Source organism: Paenibacillus sp. J31R120 (assembly GCF_056269225.1).
In genome coordinates this window covers 280,514-298,917 of the sequence record NZ_JBWDNN010000001.1, presented here as the reverse complement: position 1 = coordinate 298,917, position 18,404 = coordinate 280,514, and the positions used below count along the sequence as shown (strand labels likewise).

Sequence of the window (18,404 nt, the reverse complement as noted above, 5' to 3'; positions counted from 1 at the left end):
GGCAAAAAGCCGCCCCGACCGGCTATTCTCCGTAAGGAGCACCCATCGAGACGGCTCTTATTCGTTACCTCTTATTGCTGACTGCGCGGCTGGCTGTCGATCTTGCCGCTTGGGGGAACTTTGCCGCCCGGAGGCGTTTTGCCCGCTCCGCCACCGCCGACATTGCCGCCCGGTGCTTTGCCTGCTCCGCCGCCGCCGACATTGCCGCCTGGCGCTTTACCTGCTCCGCCGCCGCCAATGTTGCCGCCTTTACCTTCGCTAGCACCACCGATGTTGCCGCCTTTGCCTGCTCCGCCGCCGCCGATGTTGCCGCCTTTACCTTCGCCAGCACCACCGATATTGCCGCCTTTACCTGCTCCGCCGCCGCCGATGTTGCCGCCTTTACCTTCGCCAGCACCACCGATGTTGCCGCCTTTGCCTTCACCAGCTCCGCCGCCAATACCGCCTTTGCCTTCGCCACCGCCGATGCCGCCTTTGCCGCCGCCGATACCAGCTCCGCCGCCTGCACCGCCACCAGCTCCGCCGCCTGCACCGCCACCAGCTCCGCCGCCTGCGCCGCCACCTGCGCCACCACCAGCTCCGCCGCCTGCACCGCCACCAGCTCCGCCGCCTGCACCGCCACCAGCTCCGCCGCCTGCGCCGCCACCAGCTCCGCCGCCTGCACCGCCACCAGCTCCGCCGCCTGCACCGCCACCAGCTCCGCCGCCTGCGCCGCCACCAGCTCCGCCGCCTGCGCCGCCACCAGCTCCGCCGCCTGCGCCGCCACCGGCTCCGCCGCCTGCACCGCCACCAGCTCCGCCACCTGCACCGCCATCTGCGCCAGCGCCAGCTTTACCAGTGCCTTTCGCTTTGCTCTTCGCTTGAGCTTTCGCTTGGCCTGCTGCGCCTTTTGCTTTCGCATAGGAATAGCTGATCGATTGCAGCGTCTTCACATCCACTGAACCTGATACAGATAGACCATGCGTCTTTTGATAATATTTAACGCCTTTGACCGTTGCAGGGCCATAGTAGCCATCGATTGGACCACTATAGCTGCCGATTGACTTCAGCATGCCCTGAATAACGTAGACGTCCGGTCCTTTCGCTCGTTTGCCTACAGCTAGAGATGTATTCGGCAAGCTGAACATCAGCGCAAGCGTAATGATTGCCACGCTTAAGTATTTGGCCGAGCGCCATCCCGCGCCCACTTTCTTTTTCGAATATCCTTCCACTTGCTTATCCTTCATTCGTTTGCACCTTCCTTTTGTCAGCCTGATATGGATTGTTGCTACCACCGTTACTATCCCCAAAAATCGCATTTCATTTCATCCAAATGAAAAAAAATCCGCAAGCTGAAAATTTGCTGAATATCGCCCTATTTGGGCTGCAAGGAGTTGGATATTAGCAGCCTTACGCTCATAATAGAAGGATAAAGCCATCAAGTGGAGGACAAATGATGCGAACGCTGAACGGAATCAAAATTCTCGTCGTCGATGACGAGACGGCTATCGTGCAATTTTTGGAGATGGGACTGGCGAATGAAGGAGCGCAGATCGCAACAGCCGAAGACGGCAGACACGCGCTTCAGACTGCGGGTGAATTCCAGCCGCATGTCGTCATACTGGATGTCATGATGCCGGATATGGACGGATTTGCGGTATGCCGGGAACTCAAGCAAGCGGGATCGCAAGTGGCGGTCATTATGCTGACAGCCAAGGATGAAGTAGAAGATCGCGTCTATGGACTGTCGCTAGGTGCGGACGATTACTTGGTCAAGCCATTCAGCTTCGAGGAGCTGCTGGCGCGGATTCACGCCAGATTGCGCAACCAATTCCCCAATCTGCTTGGCGAAGTGGCCTATGGCCCCTTCGCCATCGATGATAAGCGCAAAGAGTTTCGTTATCGGGAGGAAGCTGTCGAGCTGTCGCCTACGGAATATGAGCTGCTTAAGTACATTGTCATGAATCATGGCGTGGTGCTGAGCAAGTCGCTAATTTTGGAGAAGGTATGGGGCTATGATTTTGGCGGGGAGCAAAATATCGTCGAGGTCTATATCCGCTCCCTGCGCGACAAGCTCGGCGACAAGGAGCACCGCTTAATCCGCACGCTTCGCGGCGCCGGATACCGGATGGACTTGCCATGAGGGAGCGTACCGGAATCGTCCGCCGCATGCTTCGGCCCGGTTCTCTCCGGCTACAGCTGCTAGTTCGTTCCTTGCTTGTGCTGGCAGCATTGTTTGTGCTGATCGGCTCCCTGCAATTCCTGTTCATGAGGGACTTCCTATACCGCAACAAAGCAGAAGCGCTGAACGCCCAGCTCATGTCCCTCCCACCCGATCTGTTCCGGCTGGACGGCAAGGAGCCGGGCATCCGACATCCCGGCAAAGTACGGCCGGATTCTCCGTTATTATTCCAGCCGGGATTTTCGTTAATTGTCATTGATGCAACGGGAGAAGCGCAGGCTGTAACCAATGACGGCAATATCGATCCGAAGGATACACCGCTGCTCAGAATCGAGGGGTACAACGAGATCCACCTGAAGCTGCAAGCCGGAGAACGTCCCGACTATCAGCTCATCACAGCAGAAAATGGGACGCCATATATAGCCGTATTCCGTTTGGCCGCCCGCCCCGGCGACAAGGACGGCAGCATGCTGCAAGCCGCCGTCGAGACGGAATCGCTGCGCAATCAGCTGCTTACACAGGTCGCCATCTTCGCCGCGCTTGCTGCCGCGGCTCTAATCGCGGGACTACTGCTGTATCTGCCTCTGCTGCGAAGAACGCTGCACCCGCTCTCCAAGGTCGTACAGGCAGCGGAGCTGACGGATGCAGGCAGCCTGAACACACGGCTGCCGGAGCGGCAAGGACAATCCGAGGTCGACTCCTTGTCCGAGGCGTTCAACAGCATGCTTGTGCGTCTCGATTCCGCATTCGAGCAAGAGCGCGCAACCAATGAACGGATGAGACGTTTTATTGCAGACGCCTCCCATGAGCTGAGGACGCCAATTACTTCCCTGCACGGATTTATCGAGGTATTGCTTAGAGGGGCGGCTGCGGATAAGGAGCAGCTCATGCGCGCGCTCGCCAGCATGAAGACAGAATCGGAGAGGGTCAACAAGCTGGTGGAGGACCTGCTTCAGCTGGTCAGGCTTGAGCAGCCCGCGCCGCTCAAGCTGGACCCGGCAAGGCTCGATCTGCTGCTGGCGGAGATGGAGCCCCAGCTTGCCTTGCTGGCAGGCAAGCGGAGTCTCGTTGTACGCGCCACCAGCAACGTCACGGCCCTCATTCACCGGGACAAGCTGAAGCAGGTGGTACTTAACCTCTTTCATAATGCTGTTCAGCATACCGATGCCAAGACCGGAGATATCGAGGTTATTCTTGGAAGCAGCGGAAATACCGCCCGCCTCGAAGTTCGGGACAACGGCTCCGGCATTGCTTCCGCTCATCTCCCGCATATCTTCGAGCGCTTCTACCGAGGGGAGGAGTCCCGCTCGCGCGCGCGAGGCGGAACCGGGCTCGGTCTTGCGATTACGCAATCAATCGTTGAAGCCCATTATGGGCATATCGAAGTGTTCAGCGGTGTTGGTGAAGGAACTTCGTTCCTCATTACAATTCCGCTGTATGAGAATCGATCTATAGACCCGCATCCATAAATCATCACGCGGACTATGACGACGTATGCTCTAGCACGAACTCGTCCCATAGCTTGCCATCCGTATCGTATGCCTGAAACTTAAGGATGTTCCCGCTGATCCGAATAGCGGCGAACATCCTTTTGCCATTCTGGAGGTGTACCTTGTGGTAGAACTGGTCTTGCTTCTTCTCGTTCAGCTTCTGTCCGGCGGCATTCGTCACGACATAGACCGTTCCGGCGCGATCCAGCACATGCGAATCGTTGCCTGTGGCCATCTTACCATCCCGCAGCGGGTAGGAACGTGCGTATTCATGGTTATGCCCCTGCAGCACCAAGTCCACCTCGTACCGGTCGAACAGCTCCACCCAATCTCCGATGTTCTTGTTCTGATTGCCGCCGTATGGTCCTCTATGAAGGGAGACGATGACCCAGTTCCGCGTATTTTTCTCCAGCACCTCCTCCAGCCACTCCGTCTGGCCTTTTATATTGGATTCCGTGTTGAGCATGATGAACCGGGCATCGTCATAGTCGAAATAATAGGTCGTCCCCTCGATCGAATCCAGCGCGCCATTGTCCGGCACATGGAACAGCGAGACGAACGGCTCCGCATCCCCGTCCACCTCGTCATGATTGCCCGCAACCGGCATGAGCGGAACGGAGGACAGCCAAGGCGCAGCCTCGCGAAAGAAAGCATCCCATGCTCCTATATCCTTCGGATTTTCCGTCAAATCGCCATTATGGACAATAAAGGCGGCATCCGGCACACTCTGGAACGCTTGCTTCAGCGTATCTCCCCACAGCTTGAAGTCCGCGTCCGTCTCTCCTTGCGAATCCGTCACATTAATAAATGCAAAGCCCCCGTCCGCATGCGAATCCGTAATGGTATAAAAAAGCTCTGTCCCGCTCCAGCCCTTCGCAGAGCCGTCCCCGACCCGGTAAGCATAGGTCTTGTCTGCTTTCAGACCGGAAATGGTTGTCTGATGCACCATCCGCCGGTTGCCATCTGTCGCAATTAGATCAAAAGTGCCTTCCACCGTCGCCACATGTGCGCTTTTCCAGTCCACCTCACGGCTTTCGCTCTCTACATATTGAATCAGGCTTCTATTCAGCTTGCTGCCGCTCTGCCATGTGAACGACCGGACGGTCGCCGCATCCTCTCCTACATTCATGACGAGAGAATACGGTTTGTCCTGCGCTCCGTTCTTCCGGCCTTCCACCCAGAAGAACACGCCAATGATGACAATCGCAGACAAAGCGATAATCAGTCCTTCCTTCTTCATTCTGCTCACCTGCACCTTCGTCCATTTGTTAGCCAAAGCTTAACATAACCGTCTCTTGACGCGCATTCAGCAATCTTTCAGCGGGCCTTAAGTTAAGAATAAGTAAAGATTTATACAATAGCAGTGGTTACAGAGAAGCGATCGAAACGAGGTGTGAAAAATGAACGGAGAACTCCAATACCGCAACGAGCTAAAGTTTATGATTAACCATCATCAGCATTTCATCATCCGTCAGCGATTGAAGGGGCTTATGAAGCGAGACAAGCATGCCGGCGCCGGCGGCGAATATCATATCCGAAGCCTATACTTCGACGATATCCATAACACGGCGCTGCATGAGAAGCTGGGCGGCATCCGGGACCGGGCCAAGTACCGCATCCGCATCTACAACCACTCCGACGGCGTCATTCATTTTGAGAAAAAAATCAAATTTAAGGACTACATCACCAAAGTGAAGGAGCCGCTTACCCGTGAGATGTACGATGCGCTGCTCGCCGGAGACATCAGCATCCTGCAAGAAGGCCGCAAGCCCTTGCTGCTCGAAATCCACGACCGGATGAAGCACAGCCTGCTGGCGCCCAAAGTCATCGTCGATTATGTACGCGAGCCTTATGTGAACGAGCACGGCAATGTGCGCATTACGTTCGACAAGGAGCTCCGCACCGGACTGCATGCGACCGACATCTTCAACCCGGAGCTAGCTCCGATCCGAGCGCTTGACCAGAACCTGATCATTCTGGAGGTCAAGTTTGACGAATACATGCCTTCGGCGATCCAGACCGCGATTCAATTGGAAGGCTTAAACCGCCAATCCGCATCCAAGTATGTCATTTGCCGCAAATATTTGAAATCGAACTCATGGGAGGATTATTAAAATGGATACATCTCAGCAATCAACTAATTTCTCGGATATTATACGCAATTCGGTATTGGACAACTTCGCGTCAGACATCAGCCTTAGCAAAATCCTGCTGACGCTGGCCATAGCGTTCATCATTGGACTGTTCATCTACCTGCTCTATCGCCGCATCTTCAGCGGGGTGCTCTATTCCAAAAGCTTCAACGTCTCGCTAATCGGTATGACCATGATTACGGCAGTTGTCATTATTGCGATCAACTCCAATCTGGTGCTGTCACTCGGTATGGTCGGCGCCCTGTCGATCGTCCGCTTCCGTACACCCATCAAAGATCCCACTGACCTCATCTTCCTGTTCTGGGCAGCTGTAGCGGGCATCGTAACGGGCGCAGGCTTCTACAATCTCGCGATTATCGGCTCAGTCATCGTCGGTCTGATCCTGTTCTTCTTCGTAAAAGGCGGCACCGCAGAGACACCGTTCCTGCTCGTGGCCCACGTCGAGAGCGACGAAGGCGAAGAGCTGCTGCACAAGCATGTGAGCCAGCATGCCAAGCGCTTCAACGTTAAGCAGAAGAACGTCTCCGCAGGCTCGATCGAGCTGACGCTAGAGCTTCGCCTGAAGGACCATACGGGCCGCTTCGTGAACCAATTGAGCGCATTGCCAGGCGTGCGCAGCGCCGTCTTGATCAGCTATAACGGAGATTATGTATCTTAAGAAACGGAGGGGATGAACCGATGGGAGCAATCCGTCAATACGCGTACCGGCTGATGACGCTTCTGACCGTCGTCGCCCTTGTCGGCGTCGCGCTGGCCATGGACTCCGGCGTAACGGGAACATTCGGCGCGCAGACCGTCTCAGCGGATGAACAGTTGCTCGATGAGCGGTATTTTCCACAGGATAAAGTTGTCGATGTGAAGATTACGATTGACCCTGACGACTTTCAGGACATGCTGGACAATGCCGCAGCAGAGCAGTTCAAGCAAGCGTCTGTGGAGTACAATGGCGAGACATTCGAGAACGTAGCCATTCGGACCAAAGGCAACCTGAGTCTGAACAGCGTCGTGAACATGCCGGACTCGGACCGCTACAGCTTCAAGATTTCATTCGACGAATACGTCAATCAGACGCTTGGCGGCATCAGCAAGGTTAATCTGAACAACAACTATAGCGACAACAGCTATATGCAGGAATTTTTATCTTATGAATTAGCGGAGGAGATGGGATTGCCCACGCCAAAACGCTCCTACGTCAACTTATATGTGAACGGTGAGCTATGGGGCTTCTATCTTGCTGTAGAGCAGATTGGCGACGCTTATTTGGAGCGGCATTTCGGCAAGGTTTACGGCACGCTTTACAAAGCTAATGGAGGCAGCGGCAGCGAGCTGACATGGCTGGAGACGGCGGAAGCCTACACCGGACTCGATGTGAAGTCCGATAAGCGCAATGATGAGGCTCTGCTCGCCATGCTGGACGAGCTGAATAACGGAAGCAACTATGATCAAGTACTGGATACCGACAATGTGCTGAAGTATATCGCGCTGAACGCCGTCATCGGCAATATGGACAGTTACTTGTCCGAGAAGAAGCATAACTACTATTTGTATGAGCTGGACGGCATCTTCTCTGTACTGCCATGGGACTACAATATGGCTTTCGGAGGATTCGGCGGGTCGGGCATCCTCATCGACGAGCCGACGACAGGCGCTGTAGCTGATCGTCCGCTCGTCAGCAAGCTGCTTGCCGTCGATGCCTACAAGGAGCGGTATCACGAGATTATCTCGGAGATGCTGGACGGTTATCTGGAGAGCGGCCGCTTCGAAGCTAGAGTCGCGGAACTGAAGGCCATGATTTCGGAGGATGTGAAAGCTGATCCTACAGCTTTTGTCACCTATGAGCAATATGAGCAAGGCGTAGAGAAATTACTGAGCTTCACGGAAACGCAGATCGCCAGCATAGCCAAGCAGCTCGACGGCACGGAGCCATCGTCCGGGGACGGCACCGGCAGCGGCAGCCGCGGTTTTGGCGGCGGAGGGTTCGGCGGATTCCCAGGCGGCGAGTTGCCGGAGGGCTTTACGCCTCCTGAGGGCGGATTCTCAGGCGGGCAGATGCCGGAGGGATTCACACCTCCTGAAGGCGGATTCCCAGGCGGGACTGCATCGGAGAACAGTACGGTCCCTGAGAACGGCGGCTCGGCCGAAGCCGCTTCTTCTAGTGACACTGTTGCGGCCAGCCTAACGAACAGCCAAGGCGGGCAACTCATACTGGCTACGGCGACAAACAGCCAGCTTGGCGCTGTCCAACAGCAATCCGCACCGAATGCTGCTCAACCTGACAATCCAGGCGAAAATGCACAAGGGCAAGCCAATCCCGATGCGTCTCAGTCTGCTAACCCAGACGGCAATACGCAAGAACAGACTACGCCAGACAGCCAGAACGGCGAGCAACAAGCGCCGAATGCGGGCCAGCAGAACGGCAATGGGGCCGGAGGCAGAAATCCGCAAGGCGGCATCCAAGGCCAAGGTGGACAAGGCGGCTTTATGGGCGGCGCTAGACCGGAAGGCATGGGCGGTATGGGAGGCTTAGACGGCGGACGCTTCCCAGGCGACACGACAGCGATGAACGAAGGAAACGAAGAGGAAGCGATAATGGCAGCTGTCTCCGCCGTTATCCTGCTGGCATCATGTCTCTTCATCGTCTTCTACAAGCGCAGACGACTCTAATCTGTTGGAATTAAAAAAGCAGCGCTGAGCCGCTGCTTTTTATCTATGCCTCTTTTGCCGACGAAGCCTGCTCCGTCACTGTCTTAGGCTGATCCTCACTGATCAGCCATGCCAGCGCATATTGCATCAAGGCAGCGCCGAACAGGATAATCGGCATCCAGATCGATTCCAGATCGGAGCCGAATATGGCCAGCAGCACAATCGACACTACTCGTCCAATATTCAAGAACACCTCTCGCATGACGACCGACTCGATGCGCAGCTGTCCTTTTAGCGGCAGCTCTCCGATAATCCGGTAGTAATAAGAAGTAAGCGTATTGATCGCAAGCGGATTGCAGATGGAGAACAAAATCATGAACAGGACAACAGACCATAGCTCCACCTGAATGAGCAACAGGGCCGCGCCAAGCACCGTTCCGCTCGTTGCGAGGAACACGTATCTGCGCACATTTTCTTTTTGCGCCCTGCGGGAGATGACATAGCCTGTCGCCACCGTCAGCGCAGAGAAGAAGACGCCGAGATAACCGACCCAGTCCTCCCGGTTCACAGCCTGGAAGAGCAGGATGTTGGGCAGGAACAGCATTATGCCTTGGAACAAACCAAGGATCAGGAAGCTGTACAAGCCTTTGACCCACCGCTTATTGCGCCGCATGACCTCGCCCATCAGCTTCAGATAGTACGTCTTGTGATGCGTCTTGATTGTTGGAATCTTGAAGCTGATCAGCGCGGCGACTACGAACATGATAAAGGCAACCGTAAAGATCAAAATATAGCCTGACAAACCGTCATTCCGCTGGATGACGAAGCCCGCTAGCGCGGGACCAGCCAGACCGGCAGAATTGAAGGTAACCATATTAATGGCTAAGAAACGAATCCTGTTGGCATCCGTCGAGACATCATATTGCAGCACCAGATACCCCGTCCAATAGAAGCCTGACGCAAAGCCGTTAAAGATCGCAAACCAGATAAAATAATTCGGCACCTGCTCCTGCGCCAAAATAACAAGCAAATAAAAAAACGCAATCATGACAATACCGAGCCGGTAGGTCAACATGCGATCATATTTTTTCGATATCCAGCCGCCGACTGCAAAGGCAATAGGCGTAATAATAAAGCTGATAATATTGTAGGCGGCATTGATGACCAGATCCTCAGTCAGCCTCCACAAATACAAGTTCAGGAACAGTCCCGACATGGACGCGCCGAACTGAAAACAACTATGAATAATAAGTGCCGTTACAGCTTCTTTGCCAAGCTTGCGCTCCGGCGGCAAATCCCCTCCTTTTATCCCGCTCCAGATTCGTTCCAAGACTTCTCCCAGTCGCATGTGACGTTCCTCCGTTGCATAAAGCAATTATGTACGTACGTCTCTTATCTACCAACAGTGTATCACATCCATGAAAGATAGAAAGAGCGAATTGTACAGAATCCAAAATTCACATTGCATAAGGAACGCCCCCTTCGCCTCACACTAAAAATATCTCTTGGAAAGGAGGTCGAACTCATGGCGAAGCAGCAAGGACATGCGAGCAAAAACACCAAAACAAAATCGTCGGACAAAAAAGGAAATGCGTCCGGCAACAACCACTAATCCATAGAACGACGCGCCTCGGGACTGCTTTTTTGAAGCCGGTTCCGAGGTTTTTCGCGTTTTTGGAAAGGGGATCGGGCTTGCGTGTAGAAGTTATAAGGATAGTGCTCTACGAATTTACATAAAAAGTGGTGAACATATATGACTCTTTTACATGAACGATCCTTTACCGTATTCGATTTCGAGACGAGCGGACTCGATCCCAAGAACGACCGCGTCATCGAGATGGCGGCCATTCGTGTCGTCAATGGCGAGATCGCAAGTGAATTCAGTACGCTAGTCCAATATGATGGCAAGCTGGCGCCGAAAATCACCGAACTCACCGGCATTACCGACGATATGACCGCATGCGGGATGGATGAGGACACCGCGTTCCGCATCTTGAACCGGATGATCGTTGGTGACCAAGTGCTCGTAGCTCATAATGCACAATTCGACCTGAGCTTCCTGCATCATTCCTTGATGCGCATTGCCGGTCGATCCTTCCGCAACGACTTTATCGACACCCTTACCATCAGCAGAGAGCGGCATGTCTACCCGCATACGCTAAAAGATATGTGCGACCGTTACGCCATCCCGCTCGTCGGCGGACATCGTGCTCTCAACGACGTTATCGCTTGCTGGGAGCTGTTCCGCACATTAGATGAAGAGCAGCCTGTACACGATTATCTCAACACACTAGGCTACATGCGCAAGTACGGCCCGCCAAAGTGGAGCCCTCCCAATGCCAAGCTCAATGCCATTGACTTGAAGTACGCACCTCGGGAAGCGTGATGATGGCAGATTGTTCTGATTGTCTTGCAAAATCGAAAAGATTGGACTACAACAGCTGTAGTCCAATCTTGATCGCAGCGCCGTCCTATTCTATTGCTTGCCCGCCTGGCGCCACCATCTTTACTTCGTAAAATGAGTAGGCGAATACCCGACATACTTCTTGAACACTTGACTAAAATACTTGTATTCCTTAAACCCTACCAGCTCCGCGATTTCATAGATAAGCTTGCCGCTATTTTCCATAAAATCAATCGCTTTAATAATTCTGTACCGGTTTAAAAAATCATTAAACGTATAATTCGTTTCATCCTTGAACTTGGCATTCAGATACACCGTGGATACCTGCAATTTTTCGCTCAGATCCGTTATCGAAACTCTATGCGGGTAATTTCCTTTAATATAGTCCAGCATGGCCGATACATAGGTGGAATGAACCGATAACGCTTCAACATCGAGCACCTCCTGATACATATGAAGGTATTCATGCTTCTTTTCTTCATGCTGCCTTGCATCGATTTTCTTTCTAATTTTCTGAATCGCTATATCAAGCAATCTAAAATCAATCGGCTTTAAAATGTATTCACTAACTCCCAGCGAAATCGCTTTTTGGGCATAATCAAATTCACTGTACCCTGAAATAATAATCGTTTCAAAATCATGTACAGCCAGTGCTTCCTCCAGCATGATAATTCCATCCTTAAAAGGCATCCTTATATCGGTGATCACGATGTCAGGCTTTAGCTCTTTTATTTTATCCAGCCCATCATTCCCATCGATCGCACTGCCAACGACTACACAGTTATTGTTCAGCCAATCCACCTTATAGGTAAGTCCTTTGCGAATGATGTCCTCATCTTCCACGATAAGCACTCTATACATGCTTTCAATCCCCTTTATTTAAAGGTATCTTGATTTCAACATTCGTTCCTTCTCCATGAACGCTGTCAATCGTCATCCCGAACTGCTCGCCATAGATGAGCTGAACGACGCGATGCGAATGAAAAATTCCGAAGTGCTCCGTGTCATTCGTTCCCCGCTCGAGCGATTGCTGAAGCAAGGCCAGCCTGTCCGGCTCAATTCCTTTCCCATTATCCTTTACAGCCATATATATATAATCGTCTTTACGCAAAATGCTGATCGCAATATCCAAATGAGCCGTGTCCTCGATGCAATGCTTTATACTGTTCTCGATGAGCGGCTGAATAATAAGCTTTGGAATTTTTATATCCCTTATAAATTCATCCGCATCTATCGTATAATCCAACCGTCGGTTAAAGCGCATTTTTTGCAGCTTCAAATAATCCTCTACATATTTGATATCGGTTTCAACAGGAACCATAGTGCTTCCATAATGGATGTTGTACCTTAACAAGTTGGCAAATGAAACGACAATTTCCGATGCATTCTGAGGATCGAATAAAATTTCAAAACGCAGCATTTCCAATACGTTAAAAGCAAAATGCGGATTGAATTGCGCCTCCAGCTGCTTTATTTCCATTTTCCTCTTCATCTCTGCTATTTCTGCATTGCTTTGCATTAAGGATTGAATTTGATCCATTTTAATTAGGAACTCATCCTGAATCATTTGAAACTCTTCAAAGGCCTGAGACTTTATCCCCTTGGAGGGCGTTTGAATAAAGTGAATTAACGAATCTACGGATTGCAGGCTTTGCCTCATAATTTTAGGCAGAACCAAATAATTAACAATAATCATAACTATGCCTATACTTATAAAAGAAATCAGCCCGATCCACACCGATTGTATGAACGTGTTAATCGATAGCATGTTTATAATATGAATATCTTGATCATGAATCGTGCGGCTCGTTACATAGTAAGTATTATTATCAATCGCAGCTGTATTTCCTTCAAGGTAGTGCTTGTTTACCTTGCCGACATGAGCCAGCAGCTTTTGATCAGATACATAAATCGCTTGGTCAAACCGGTCTGTTATCGCAACCAAATCTGCTGAATGCTGAAAGTAGCGGCCAAGATCTTCAAGAAAAAAGAATAAATAGCCTTGGATCTTTTCATCTGTCATAATCGCTTTAGCGAAAATATAGGAGCTGCTTTGTCCTTCCTTAAACAACGAATAATCAACGGTTCGCTCTATCCCATCTCTTAGATCCGTATCTCTTAGTAAGCTTTGCATCAAATAGTCACTTTTTAACGCTTCTACATTCCCTTTGTAAAGACTAGTGGTGACGATATTCCCGTTTTTATCGAAAAGAACAAAGTTCCCTTTAAATGGTCTGGAATTAATAAACGGATACAAGATATTATTTACTTCCAATAATTGCGATCGCCCCTCTGTCACCTGCTGAAAAGCTGCATTCTGGACGAGCTTATCAAGTGTATTGCGATACCTGGAAAACTCATTTGCGACAGTAGCGCGGATCTGGTCATTGACCTGATTGTTTTTCTTGACGACGACAACCATAAACGTGACGTATAGGGATAAAATATACAAGGTGAAAATAAGAGCGATCGTAATGATCGAATATTTGAGAAACACTTTTTTCATGTAGTCTCTAAAGCTTTTTTGCATATTCATTTCCCCCTTTACCCTAATACAATCACGATGCTTGAGATTCGTTAGAAAATGTGACACTGTCTTATCTGTTAAAAAGAACAGCCTCCGTTGCAAGGCTGCTCTTTATATAGTACTCTGCCGCTGCTTCTAGCCCATTTCAGCATACTTAAATACCAATTCCACGTCCAGCTAACTATACGCTTACCTCGCGTTTGCCTGTCAGCTTGAAGAATAGTAATAACGAGATAATTGACGTTACAGTCAATATTGCTGAGTATGCGGATGCATTACCGTAATTACCGCGAATGACCTCCGTATAGATCGATACAGTAAGGGTTTGCGTACCGCTCGTATACAAAATAATCGAGGAGCTCAGTTCACTTATAACCGTAATCCAGCTCATAATTGCTCCTGCCATAACCCCTGGCATCATCATTGGAACAACTACCTTACGGAATGTCTTCGCCTCTGATGCGCCAAGGCTAATCGCTGCTTCTTCAAGACTTGGGCTGATTTGGCCAATAATCGCTGTACTTGAACGAATCGTGTAAGGCATCCTTCTAATGACGAACGACATAACCATAATTAACACTGTACCGCTCAGCACAAACGGCTTATCACTAAAGGCAAAAATAAACGCAATTCCTAGTACCGATCCTGGAATAATGAACGGGAACATCGAAACCGTATCTAGTATATTCGTAATGGCATTTTTCTTCCTTACTGTTAAATAAGAAATCAATACCCCTAGCACGACAATAATGATGATCGCGATAATACCCATTTTATAAGTATTCCAAATGACAGCCGTATTTTTCATAAACAAAATATTTTTGTAATTGTCGAATGAGAAGTTCCCGGTATAAACCTGGCCTCCCTTCGTTTCCAAAAACGAAGTAAACGTTACGACTAGCTGCGGAAGAATCGCTAATAAAACAACGAAATAAACAAATGCATGAGACAAAATATTTTTAAAGCCTTTTACCTTTTCAACAGACATTGGCTTTAGCGCCGACATCGAATAAGAGAAGCGGCTGGCTACGATGCGCTGGACTAAAAACAGAACTAACGTTACAACAATAAAGATCATACATAACGCGGCAGCGAATCCATCATTACTGCCTACTTCACTCATAAACTGCGTATAGATCAAAACCGGGATAGTGCGGTAGCCTTCGCCAATCAGCATCGGCGTACCAAAGTCCGCAATGACTCTCATAAAGACAAGGAGCGCGCTAGCGAGCATGGTTGGGATAATGAGCGGGATAATGATTTTGAAAATACGCTGGATATTCGAATAGCCAAGACTCTCTGCGGCTTCATTGAGCGAGTTATCCAGATTTTTCAGCGCGCCCGAGATATAAAGATAGATGAGTGGAAACGATTGCAAAGATAGCACCAATACAATGCCTGCAAATCCGTAAATCCCATCAAACTGCGTGCCGAACAAATTATTGACGAACTCCGTGATTACACCTCTGCGTCCTAATAGCTGAATCCATGCATAGGCGCCGATAAATGGGGGAGAAATATACGAAATAATAACAAAGATTTCAATAAACTTACTGCCTTTAATTTTTACTTTCCGCATCATGTAGGCCAGCGGCAAACCGATAACCATAGATAGCAGCGTAGCAGCCACTGTTACCTTGAAGCTGTTTAAAATCGTAATCCAATAAAATTTCCGTTCGAAAAACTTGCTCAAGTATTCAAAGGTAAATTGTCCGGTCCCGGGATCAATCACACTTTTCTTTAAAACTAGAAAAAGCGGAAACGCGATGAAAAGCAAAAATATACATAAAATAAGCAAGGTGGAGGTGTTCCAAATATTAAACGGCTTTTTATTTACTTTCATTGATCCCACCTACTTTAATTAGTGTTGTCTCATCCTCGCTGCTGAAAACGTTGATTTTAGTTGGCTTTACCTTCAAATATACGGTAGCCCCTTCCGGAATTAGCTCCTCTGCGTCGGCATCCTGGATAACCTCTACCTCTTCACCATGCTCCAGATCAATAAAGTAATGCGTATTAACGCCAAGGAACATGCTTCTAATCACTTTTCCCTTCAATCCAGCCTTTTCCTCATTAATCATAAATTCCTGAGGTCTGACCGATACTAAGACGGTATCGCCGGGTTTTGCTTGATCCTTCAGATTCGCCATCTTTTCTTGATAATTATCGCTTAGTTGAACATATTTTTCGCCGTTCTCTACTTTTAGCTTTGCTTCTATTACATTTGATGTACCGATAAATTTGGATACAAAAATATTGGCTGGACGCTCATAAATGCTCTTCGGCGTTCCAATTTGCTGAATAACTCCGCCATTCATAACGGCAATGCGATCAGATATCGCAAGCGCTTCCTCCTGATCATGCGTAACGTAGACGGTAGTAATGCCAACCTGCTGTTGAATGCTTCTAATCGCATTGCGCATTTCCACGCGTAGCTTCGCATCAAGATTAGATAACGGTTCATCCATAAGCAGTACTTCCGGGTGGATAACAATCGCTCTTGCCAATGCTACACGCTGCTGTTGTCCGCCGGAAAGCTTATCTGGCATACGATCCTTATATTTCTCAATATGAACGACGCCTAAAATATCGTTAATCCGCTTCTCCATTTCTTCCTTGCCCAGCTTGCGATTTTTTAGCCCAAATGCGATATTGTCTTTGACAGACATATGCGGGAAGATCGCATAGTTTTGGAACACCATCCCCATATTACGCTTGCTCACTGGTATATGGTTAATCTCTTTGTCTGCAATTCTAATGCTGCCGCCATCGATGGAATTAAACCCGATAATCATGCGCAAAAGAGTCGTTTTTCCACAGCCTGATGGTCCTAGCAGCGTAAATAGCTCACCTGGCTTTATTTGCAAAGAAAGCTTATTAATGACCGTTGTATCTTCAAACTTCTTCACAACGTTGTCGACTATAATAGATACACTCATGTTCGTCATCCTTTCAAGCCTTAATAAAGATAGAGCAGCTTATAAGTAGCGTATAAACTGCTCTACTTTCGAAAAACGATTAATCCATTGATCTTTCTAGCAAATCCGTAAATTTAGCCGTAATTTTATCTTTGTTTTCCGAAATCCAAGCTTCGTCATAGTTTTTAGCAAGAACAATGCTGTCAGTTGGAACCATGTAATCTGCCAATTTAACGCCGTCACGAAGAGGTCTAACCGTAAGCTCAGAGCCTACTAAAGTTTGAACCTTGTCGGAAAGCACGTAATCAATAAACTTTTGCGCATTTTCCATATTTTTTGCACCTTTAATAATTTGAACGGATTCGCCAGGGAAGATAGCGCCTTCAACCGGGAAAATAACATCTACAGGAGCGCCGTTGTTCATGTATTGAACAACTGGGTCCTCCCAAGTTAGACCAACAGGGTACTCGCCGTCAGCTACACCTTTGTGAACTTGGCCAGAGCTGCCTGCAATTTTACCGTCCAAATTAGCGATAAACTTCTCTACGAAGTCCCAAGCCTTGTCGGACATGGGATCGCCGTCACCCATTGCATAAAGCATCGCTGCCAGCGATTGGAATGCGGAGCTGGATGCCGATGGATCACCGAAGGAAACTTTACCTTTTAGCGCTGGGTTCAAAAGATCTTCAAAGCCTTTTACCTGCACATCGCCGACAATATTTTTATTTACGATAAATACAGTCGGGTCAGCAAAAGCTGGCGAGAAATAACCTGTTTTATTACGGAATGCCGGAATCATTTTCTCATCTTCAGTTGATACATATTTTTCGAAATGCTCTTTTTTGCTGGAAAGCATCGTCTCGTCAGCTGCCCACAAAATATCTCCCATCGGGTTGTTCGTCTCAGATTCTACGCGCTTGATCAGCTCGCCTGTGCCTGCGACAACGATGTCGACTTTAATGCCCGTATCCTTCTCAAAGTTAGGGATGACCGCATTGTTCAAGCTCTCGCTTCGTGCTGTGTAAATCGTTAGCGTGTTTTCATTCTTTTTACCACCGTTATCCTGGGAACAGCCTGATAAAATAAGTCCAGTTGCGAGTACTAGGGTAAAAGTAAGCGATTTCAATTTCATGATTTTTGACCTCCTCATATTTGTCTTAAGCCAAAGTATACGCTTCAATTTTCCGCTGCAAAATCCTAAAATAATAAACAAATACTAAAAAAACAAAACTAAATGAGGCTGTTCCGAACCTCTTCCTTCCTAGTCTTCCCTATTTAGGCAGAACAAATAAAAAACCACCACCGAGTTACTCCTATGCTTACGGCATAGGGCAGCTCGATAGTGGGAAACTAGAAACAACAGACTACAACTTCATTCGATATACTCCAGCTTCACCGAGAAAATCATTTCTGGTCAATCCTTTTTCTCCAAGCAATATCCGATAATTCGTTATCGTACCATCATGTGAAATAATGAATATTTTTTTATAGCTCTCCCCGATCCAATCTAATAACCGCTTAGCATATCCTTCAAAAATATCTTGTTCAATCCTATTAATCCCTTCATTCCAGCAATCCAAATTGAAATCAACAATTTCAGTATCTCCATAGAGATTTGTAATTTCAATTTTAGAAAGGATATGATCACATGTCAAAAAAGGAAATTCGGGGTTCTGAGGAAACATTCTCGGACCAACAAATCGATTCCAATTTCATTTCGCAGCTGTGTGACTTGAAATTTACCGTACTCTGTAAGGCTGGGATGCAGAGTATTCAATCGATTTGGATAATCGTTGAGATGTTCTCCATGACCGTGCCGAATAAATATGAATTCCATTTTCCGCCCTCCTAACTTCAACTCCAATATTAAGTATTCTGTAATTGTATGGAGCAATCCTACCCATAAGCTTAATAAAGCAATGTCAGTCTACTTTTAGCACAAATAGCGTCGGCTCTTCATCCGCAATTATCCAAGAGGGAATATGTGGTTTAAAGAAGATGCTCCGGATCAACTAGGCTGTGATTTATTTAATTTTCCTGTTGACCACGCTTACATCAAGGATGTAATATAAACTTAATTCACATAAAACAACATGATTAATACCGTA

14 protein-coding genes are annotated in these 18,404 nt (G+C 48.7%); 6 read left to right on the top strand and 8 right to left on the bottom strand.

What is annotated here, in order from left to right:
• Nucleotides 1-71: 71 nt before the first annotated feature.
• Complete coding sequence (locus AC0YNW_RS01325; protein WP_475830452.1) at nt 72-1,226, bottom strand: peptidoglycan-binding domain-containing protein; 1,155 nt, start codon at nt 1,224-1,226, stop codon at nt 72-74.
• 209 nt (nt 1,227-1,435) lie between these two features.
• Between AC0YNW_RS01325 and AC0YNW_RS01320 the strand changes: the two genes are divergently transcribed.
• Complete coding sequence (locus AC0YNW_RS01320; protein WP_475831245.1) at nt 1,436-2,122, top strand: response regulator transcription factor; 687 nt, start codon at nt 1,436-1,438, stop codon at nt 2,120-2,122.
• On the top strand, nt 2,119-3,630 hold the full coding sequence (locus AC0YNW_RS01315; RefSeq protein WP_475830451.1) for a sensor histidine kinase: 1,512 nt from the start codon (nt 2,119-2,121) through the stop codon (nt 3,628-3,630). The genes AC0YNW_RS01320 and AC0YNW_RS01315 overlap by 4 nt, the downstream gene beginning before the upstream one ends.
• A gap of 13 nt (nt 3,631-3,643) precedes the next feature.
• Here AC0YNW_RS01315 and AC0YNW_RS01310 read toward each other — a convergent pair whose 3' ends face one another.
• A complete protein-coding gene (locus AC0YNW_RS01310) occupies nt 3,644-4,891 on the bottom strand; it encodes a purple acid phosphatase family protein (RefSeq protein ID WP_475830450.1) in 1,248 nt (415 codons plus the stop codon).
• A gap of 160 nt (nt 4,892-5,051) precedes the next feature.
• Between AC0YNW_RS01310 and AC0YNW_RS01305 the strand changes: the two genes are divergently transcribed.
• From AC0YNW_RS01305 to AC0YNW_RS01295, 3 genes are read left to right on the top strand one after another with little or no spacing between them, the layout of a single operon-like run.
• Complete coding sequence (locus tag AC0YNW_RS01305; protein WP_475830449.1) at nt 5,052-5,765, top strand: polyphosphate polymerase domain-containing protein; 714 nt, start codon at nt 5,052-5,054, stop codon at nt 5,763-5,765.
• Nucleotide 5,766: 1 nt separating this feature from the next.
• Nucleotides 5,767-6,462 carry a DUF4956 domain-containing protein gene (locus tag AC0YNW_RS01300; protein WP_387472534.1) on the top strand — a complete coding sequence of 232 codons (696 nt, stop codon included), beginning with the start codon at nt 5,767-5,769 and terminating at the stop codon, nt 6,460-6,462.
• Between the two features lie 20 nt (nt 6,463-6,482).
• Nucleotides 6,483-8,468, top strand: a complete 1,986-nt coding sequence (locus AC0YNW_RS01295; protein WP_475830448.1) for a CotH kinase family protein — start codon at nt 6,483-6,485, stop codon at nt 8,466-8,468.
• 43 nt (nt 8,469-8,511) lie between these two features.
• Here AC0YNW_RS01295 and AC0YNW_RS01290 read toward each other — a convergent pair whose 3' ends face one another.
• Nucleotides 8,512-9,795 (bottom strand): MFS transporter, encoded by a 1,284-nt coding sequence (locus AC0YNW_RS01290; protein ID WP_475830447.1) that lies wholly within the window; start codon nt 9,793-9,795, stop codon nt 8,512-8,514.
• A gap of 405 nt (nt 9,796-10,200) precedes the next feature.
• Here AC0YNW_RS01290 and AC0YNW_RS01285 point away from each other — a divergent pair, with 405 nt between their 5' ends.
• Nucleotides 10,201-10,833, top strand: coding sequence for a 3'-5' exonuclease (locus tag AC0YNW_RS01285; protein ID WP_475830446.1), 633 nt, complete (start codon nt 10,201-10,203; stop codon nt 10,831-10,833).
• A 120-nt stretch (nt 10,834-10,953) separates the two neighbouring features.
• Here AC0YNW_RS01285 and AC0YNW_RS01280 read toward each other — a convergent pair whose 3' ends face one another.
• The 5 genes from AC0YNW_RS01280 to AC0YNW_RS01260 form a co-directional block, all read right to left on the bottom strand.
• Entirely contained in the window at nt 10,954-11,712 is a 759-nt protein-coding gene (locus tag AC0YNW_RS01280) for a response regulator transcription factor (RefSeq protein WP_475830445.1), read from the bottom strand.
• A 4-nt stretch (nt 11,713-11,716) separates the two neighbouring features.
• Nucleotides 11,717-13,381 carry a sensor histidine kinase gene (locus AC0YNW_RS01275; RefSeq protein WP_475830444.1) on the bottom strand — a complete coding sequence of 555 codons (1,665 nt, stop codon included), beginning with the start codon at nt 13,379-13,381 and terminating at the stop codon, nt 11,717-11,719.
• Nucleotides 13,382-13,559: 178 nt separating this feature from the next.
• Entirely contained in the window at nt 13,560-15,221 is a 1,662-nt protein-coding gene (locus AC0YNW_RS01270) for an ABC transporter permease (RefSeq protein WP_387472546.1), read from the bottom strand.
• The gene (locus tag AC0YNW_RS01265; protein WP_475830443.1) at nt 15,208-16,317 is read right to left on the bottom strand and encodes an ABC transporter ATP-binding protein; all 1,110 of its coding nucleotides are present in this window, start codon (nt 16,315-16,317) and stop codon (nt 15,208-15,210) included. The genes AC0YNW_RS01270 and AC0YNW_RS01265 overlap by 14 nt, the downstream gene beginning before the upstream one ends.
• A 79-nt stretch (nt 16,318-16,396) precedes the next feature.
• On the bottom strand, nt 16,397-17,428 hold the full coding sequence (locus tag AC0YNW_RS01260; protein ID WP_475830442.1) for an extracellular solute-binding protein: 1,032 nt from the start codon (nt 17,426-17,428) through the stop codon (nt 16,397-16,399).
• Between the last annotated feature and the right edge of the window lie 976 nt (nt 17,429-18,404).

Coding starts and splice junctions, on each gene's coding strand:
- AC0YNW_RS01285 (WP_475830446.1), top strand. CDS start 10,201: ATGACTCTTTTACATGAACGATCCTTTACCGTATTCGATTTCGAGACG.
- AC0YNW_RS01300 (WP_387472534.1), top strand. CDS start 5,767: ATGGATACATCTCAGCAATCAACTAATTTCTCGGATATTATACGCAAT.
- AC0YNW_RS01270 (WP_387472546.1), bottom strand. CDS start 15,221: ATGAAAGTAAATAAAAAGCCGTTTAATATTTGGAACACCTCCACCTTG.
- AC0YNW_RS01310 (WP_475830450.1), bottom strand. CDS start 4,891: ATGAAGAAGGAAGGACTGATTATCGCTTTGTCTGCGATTGTCATCATT.
- AC0YNW_RS01320 (WP_475831245.1), top strand. CDS start 1,436: ATGCGAACGCTGAACGGAATCAAAATTCTCGTCGTCGATGACGAGACG.
- AC0YNW_RS01315 (WP_475830451.1), top strand. CDS start 2,119: ATGAGGGAGCGTACCGGAATCGTCCGCCGCATGCTTCGGCCCGGTTCT.
- AC0YNW_RS01295 (WP_475830448.1), top strand. CDS start 6,483: ATGGGAGCAATCCGTCAATACGCGTACCGGCTGATGACGCTTCTGACC.
- AC0YNW_RS01265 (WP_475830443.1), bottom strand. CDS start 16,317: ATGAGTGTATCTATTATAGTCGACAACGTTGTGAAGAAGTTTGAAGAT.
- AC0YNW_RS01260 (WP_475830442.1), bottom strand. CDS start 17,428: ATGAAATTGAAATCGCTTACTTTTACCCTAGTACTCGCAACTGGACTT.
- AC0YNW_RS01280 (WP_475830445.1), bottom strand. CDS start 11,712: ATGTATAGAGTGCTTATCGTGGAAGATGAGGACATCATTCGCAAAGGA.
- AC0YNW_RS01305 (WP_475830449.1), top strand. CDS start 5,052: ATGAACGGAGAACTCCAATACCGCAACGAGCTAAAGTTTATGATTAAC.
- AC0YNW_RS01290 (WP_475830447.1), bottom strand. CDS start 9,795: ATGCGACTGGGAGAAGTCTTGGAACGAATCTGGAGCGGGATAAAAGGA.
- AC0YNW_RS01275 (WP_475830444.1), bottom strand. CDS start 13,381: ATGCAAAAAAGCTTTAGAGACTACATGAAAAAAGTGTTTCTCAAATAT.
- AC0YNW_RS01325 (WP_475830452.1), bottom strand. CDS start 1,226: ATGAAGGATAAGCAAGTGGAAGGATATTCGAAAAAGAAAGTGGGCGCG.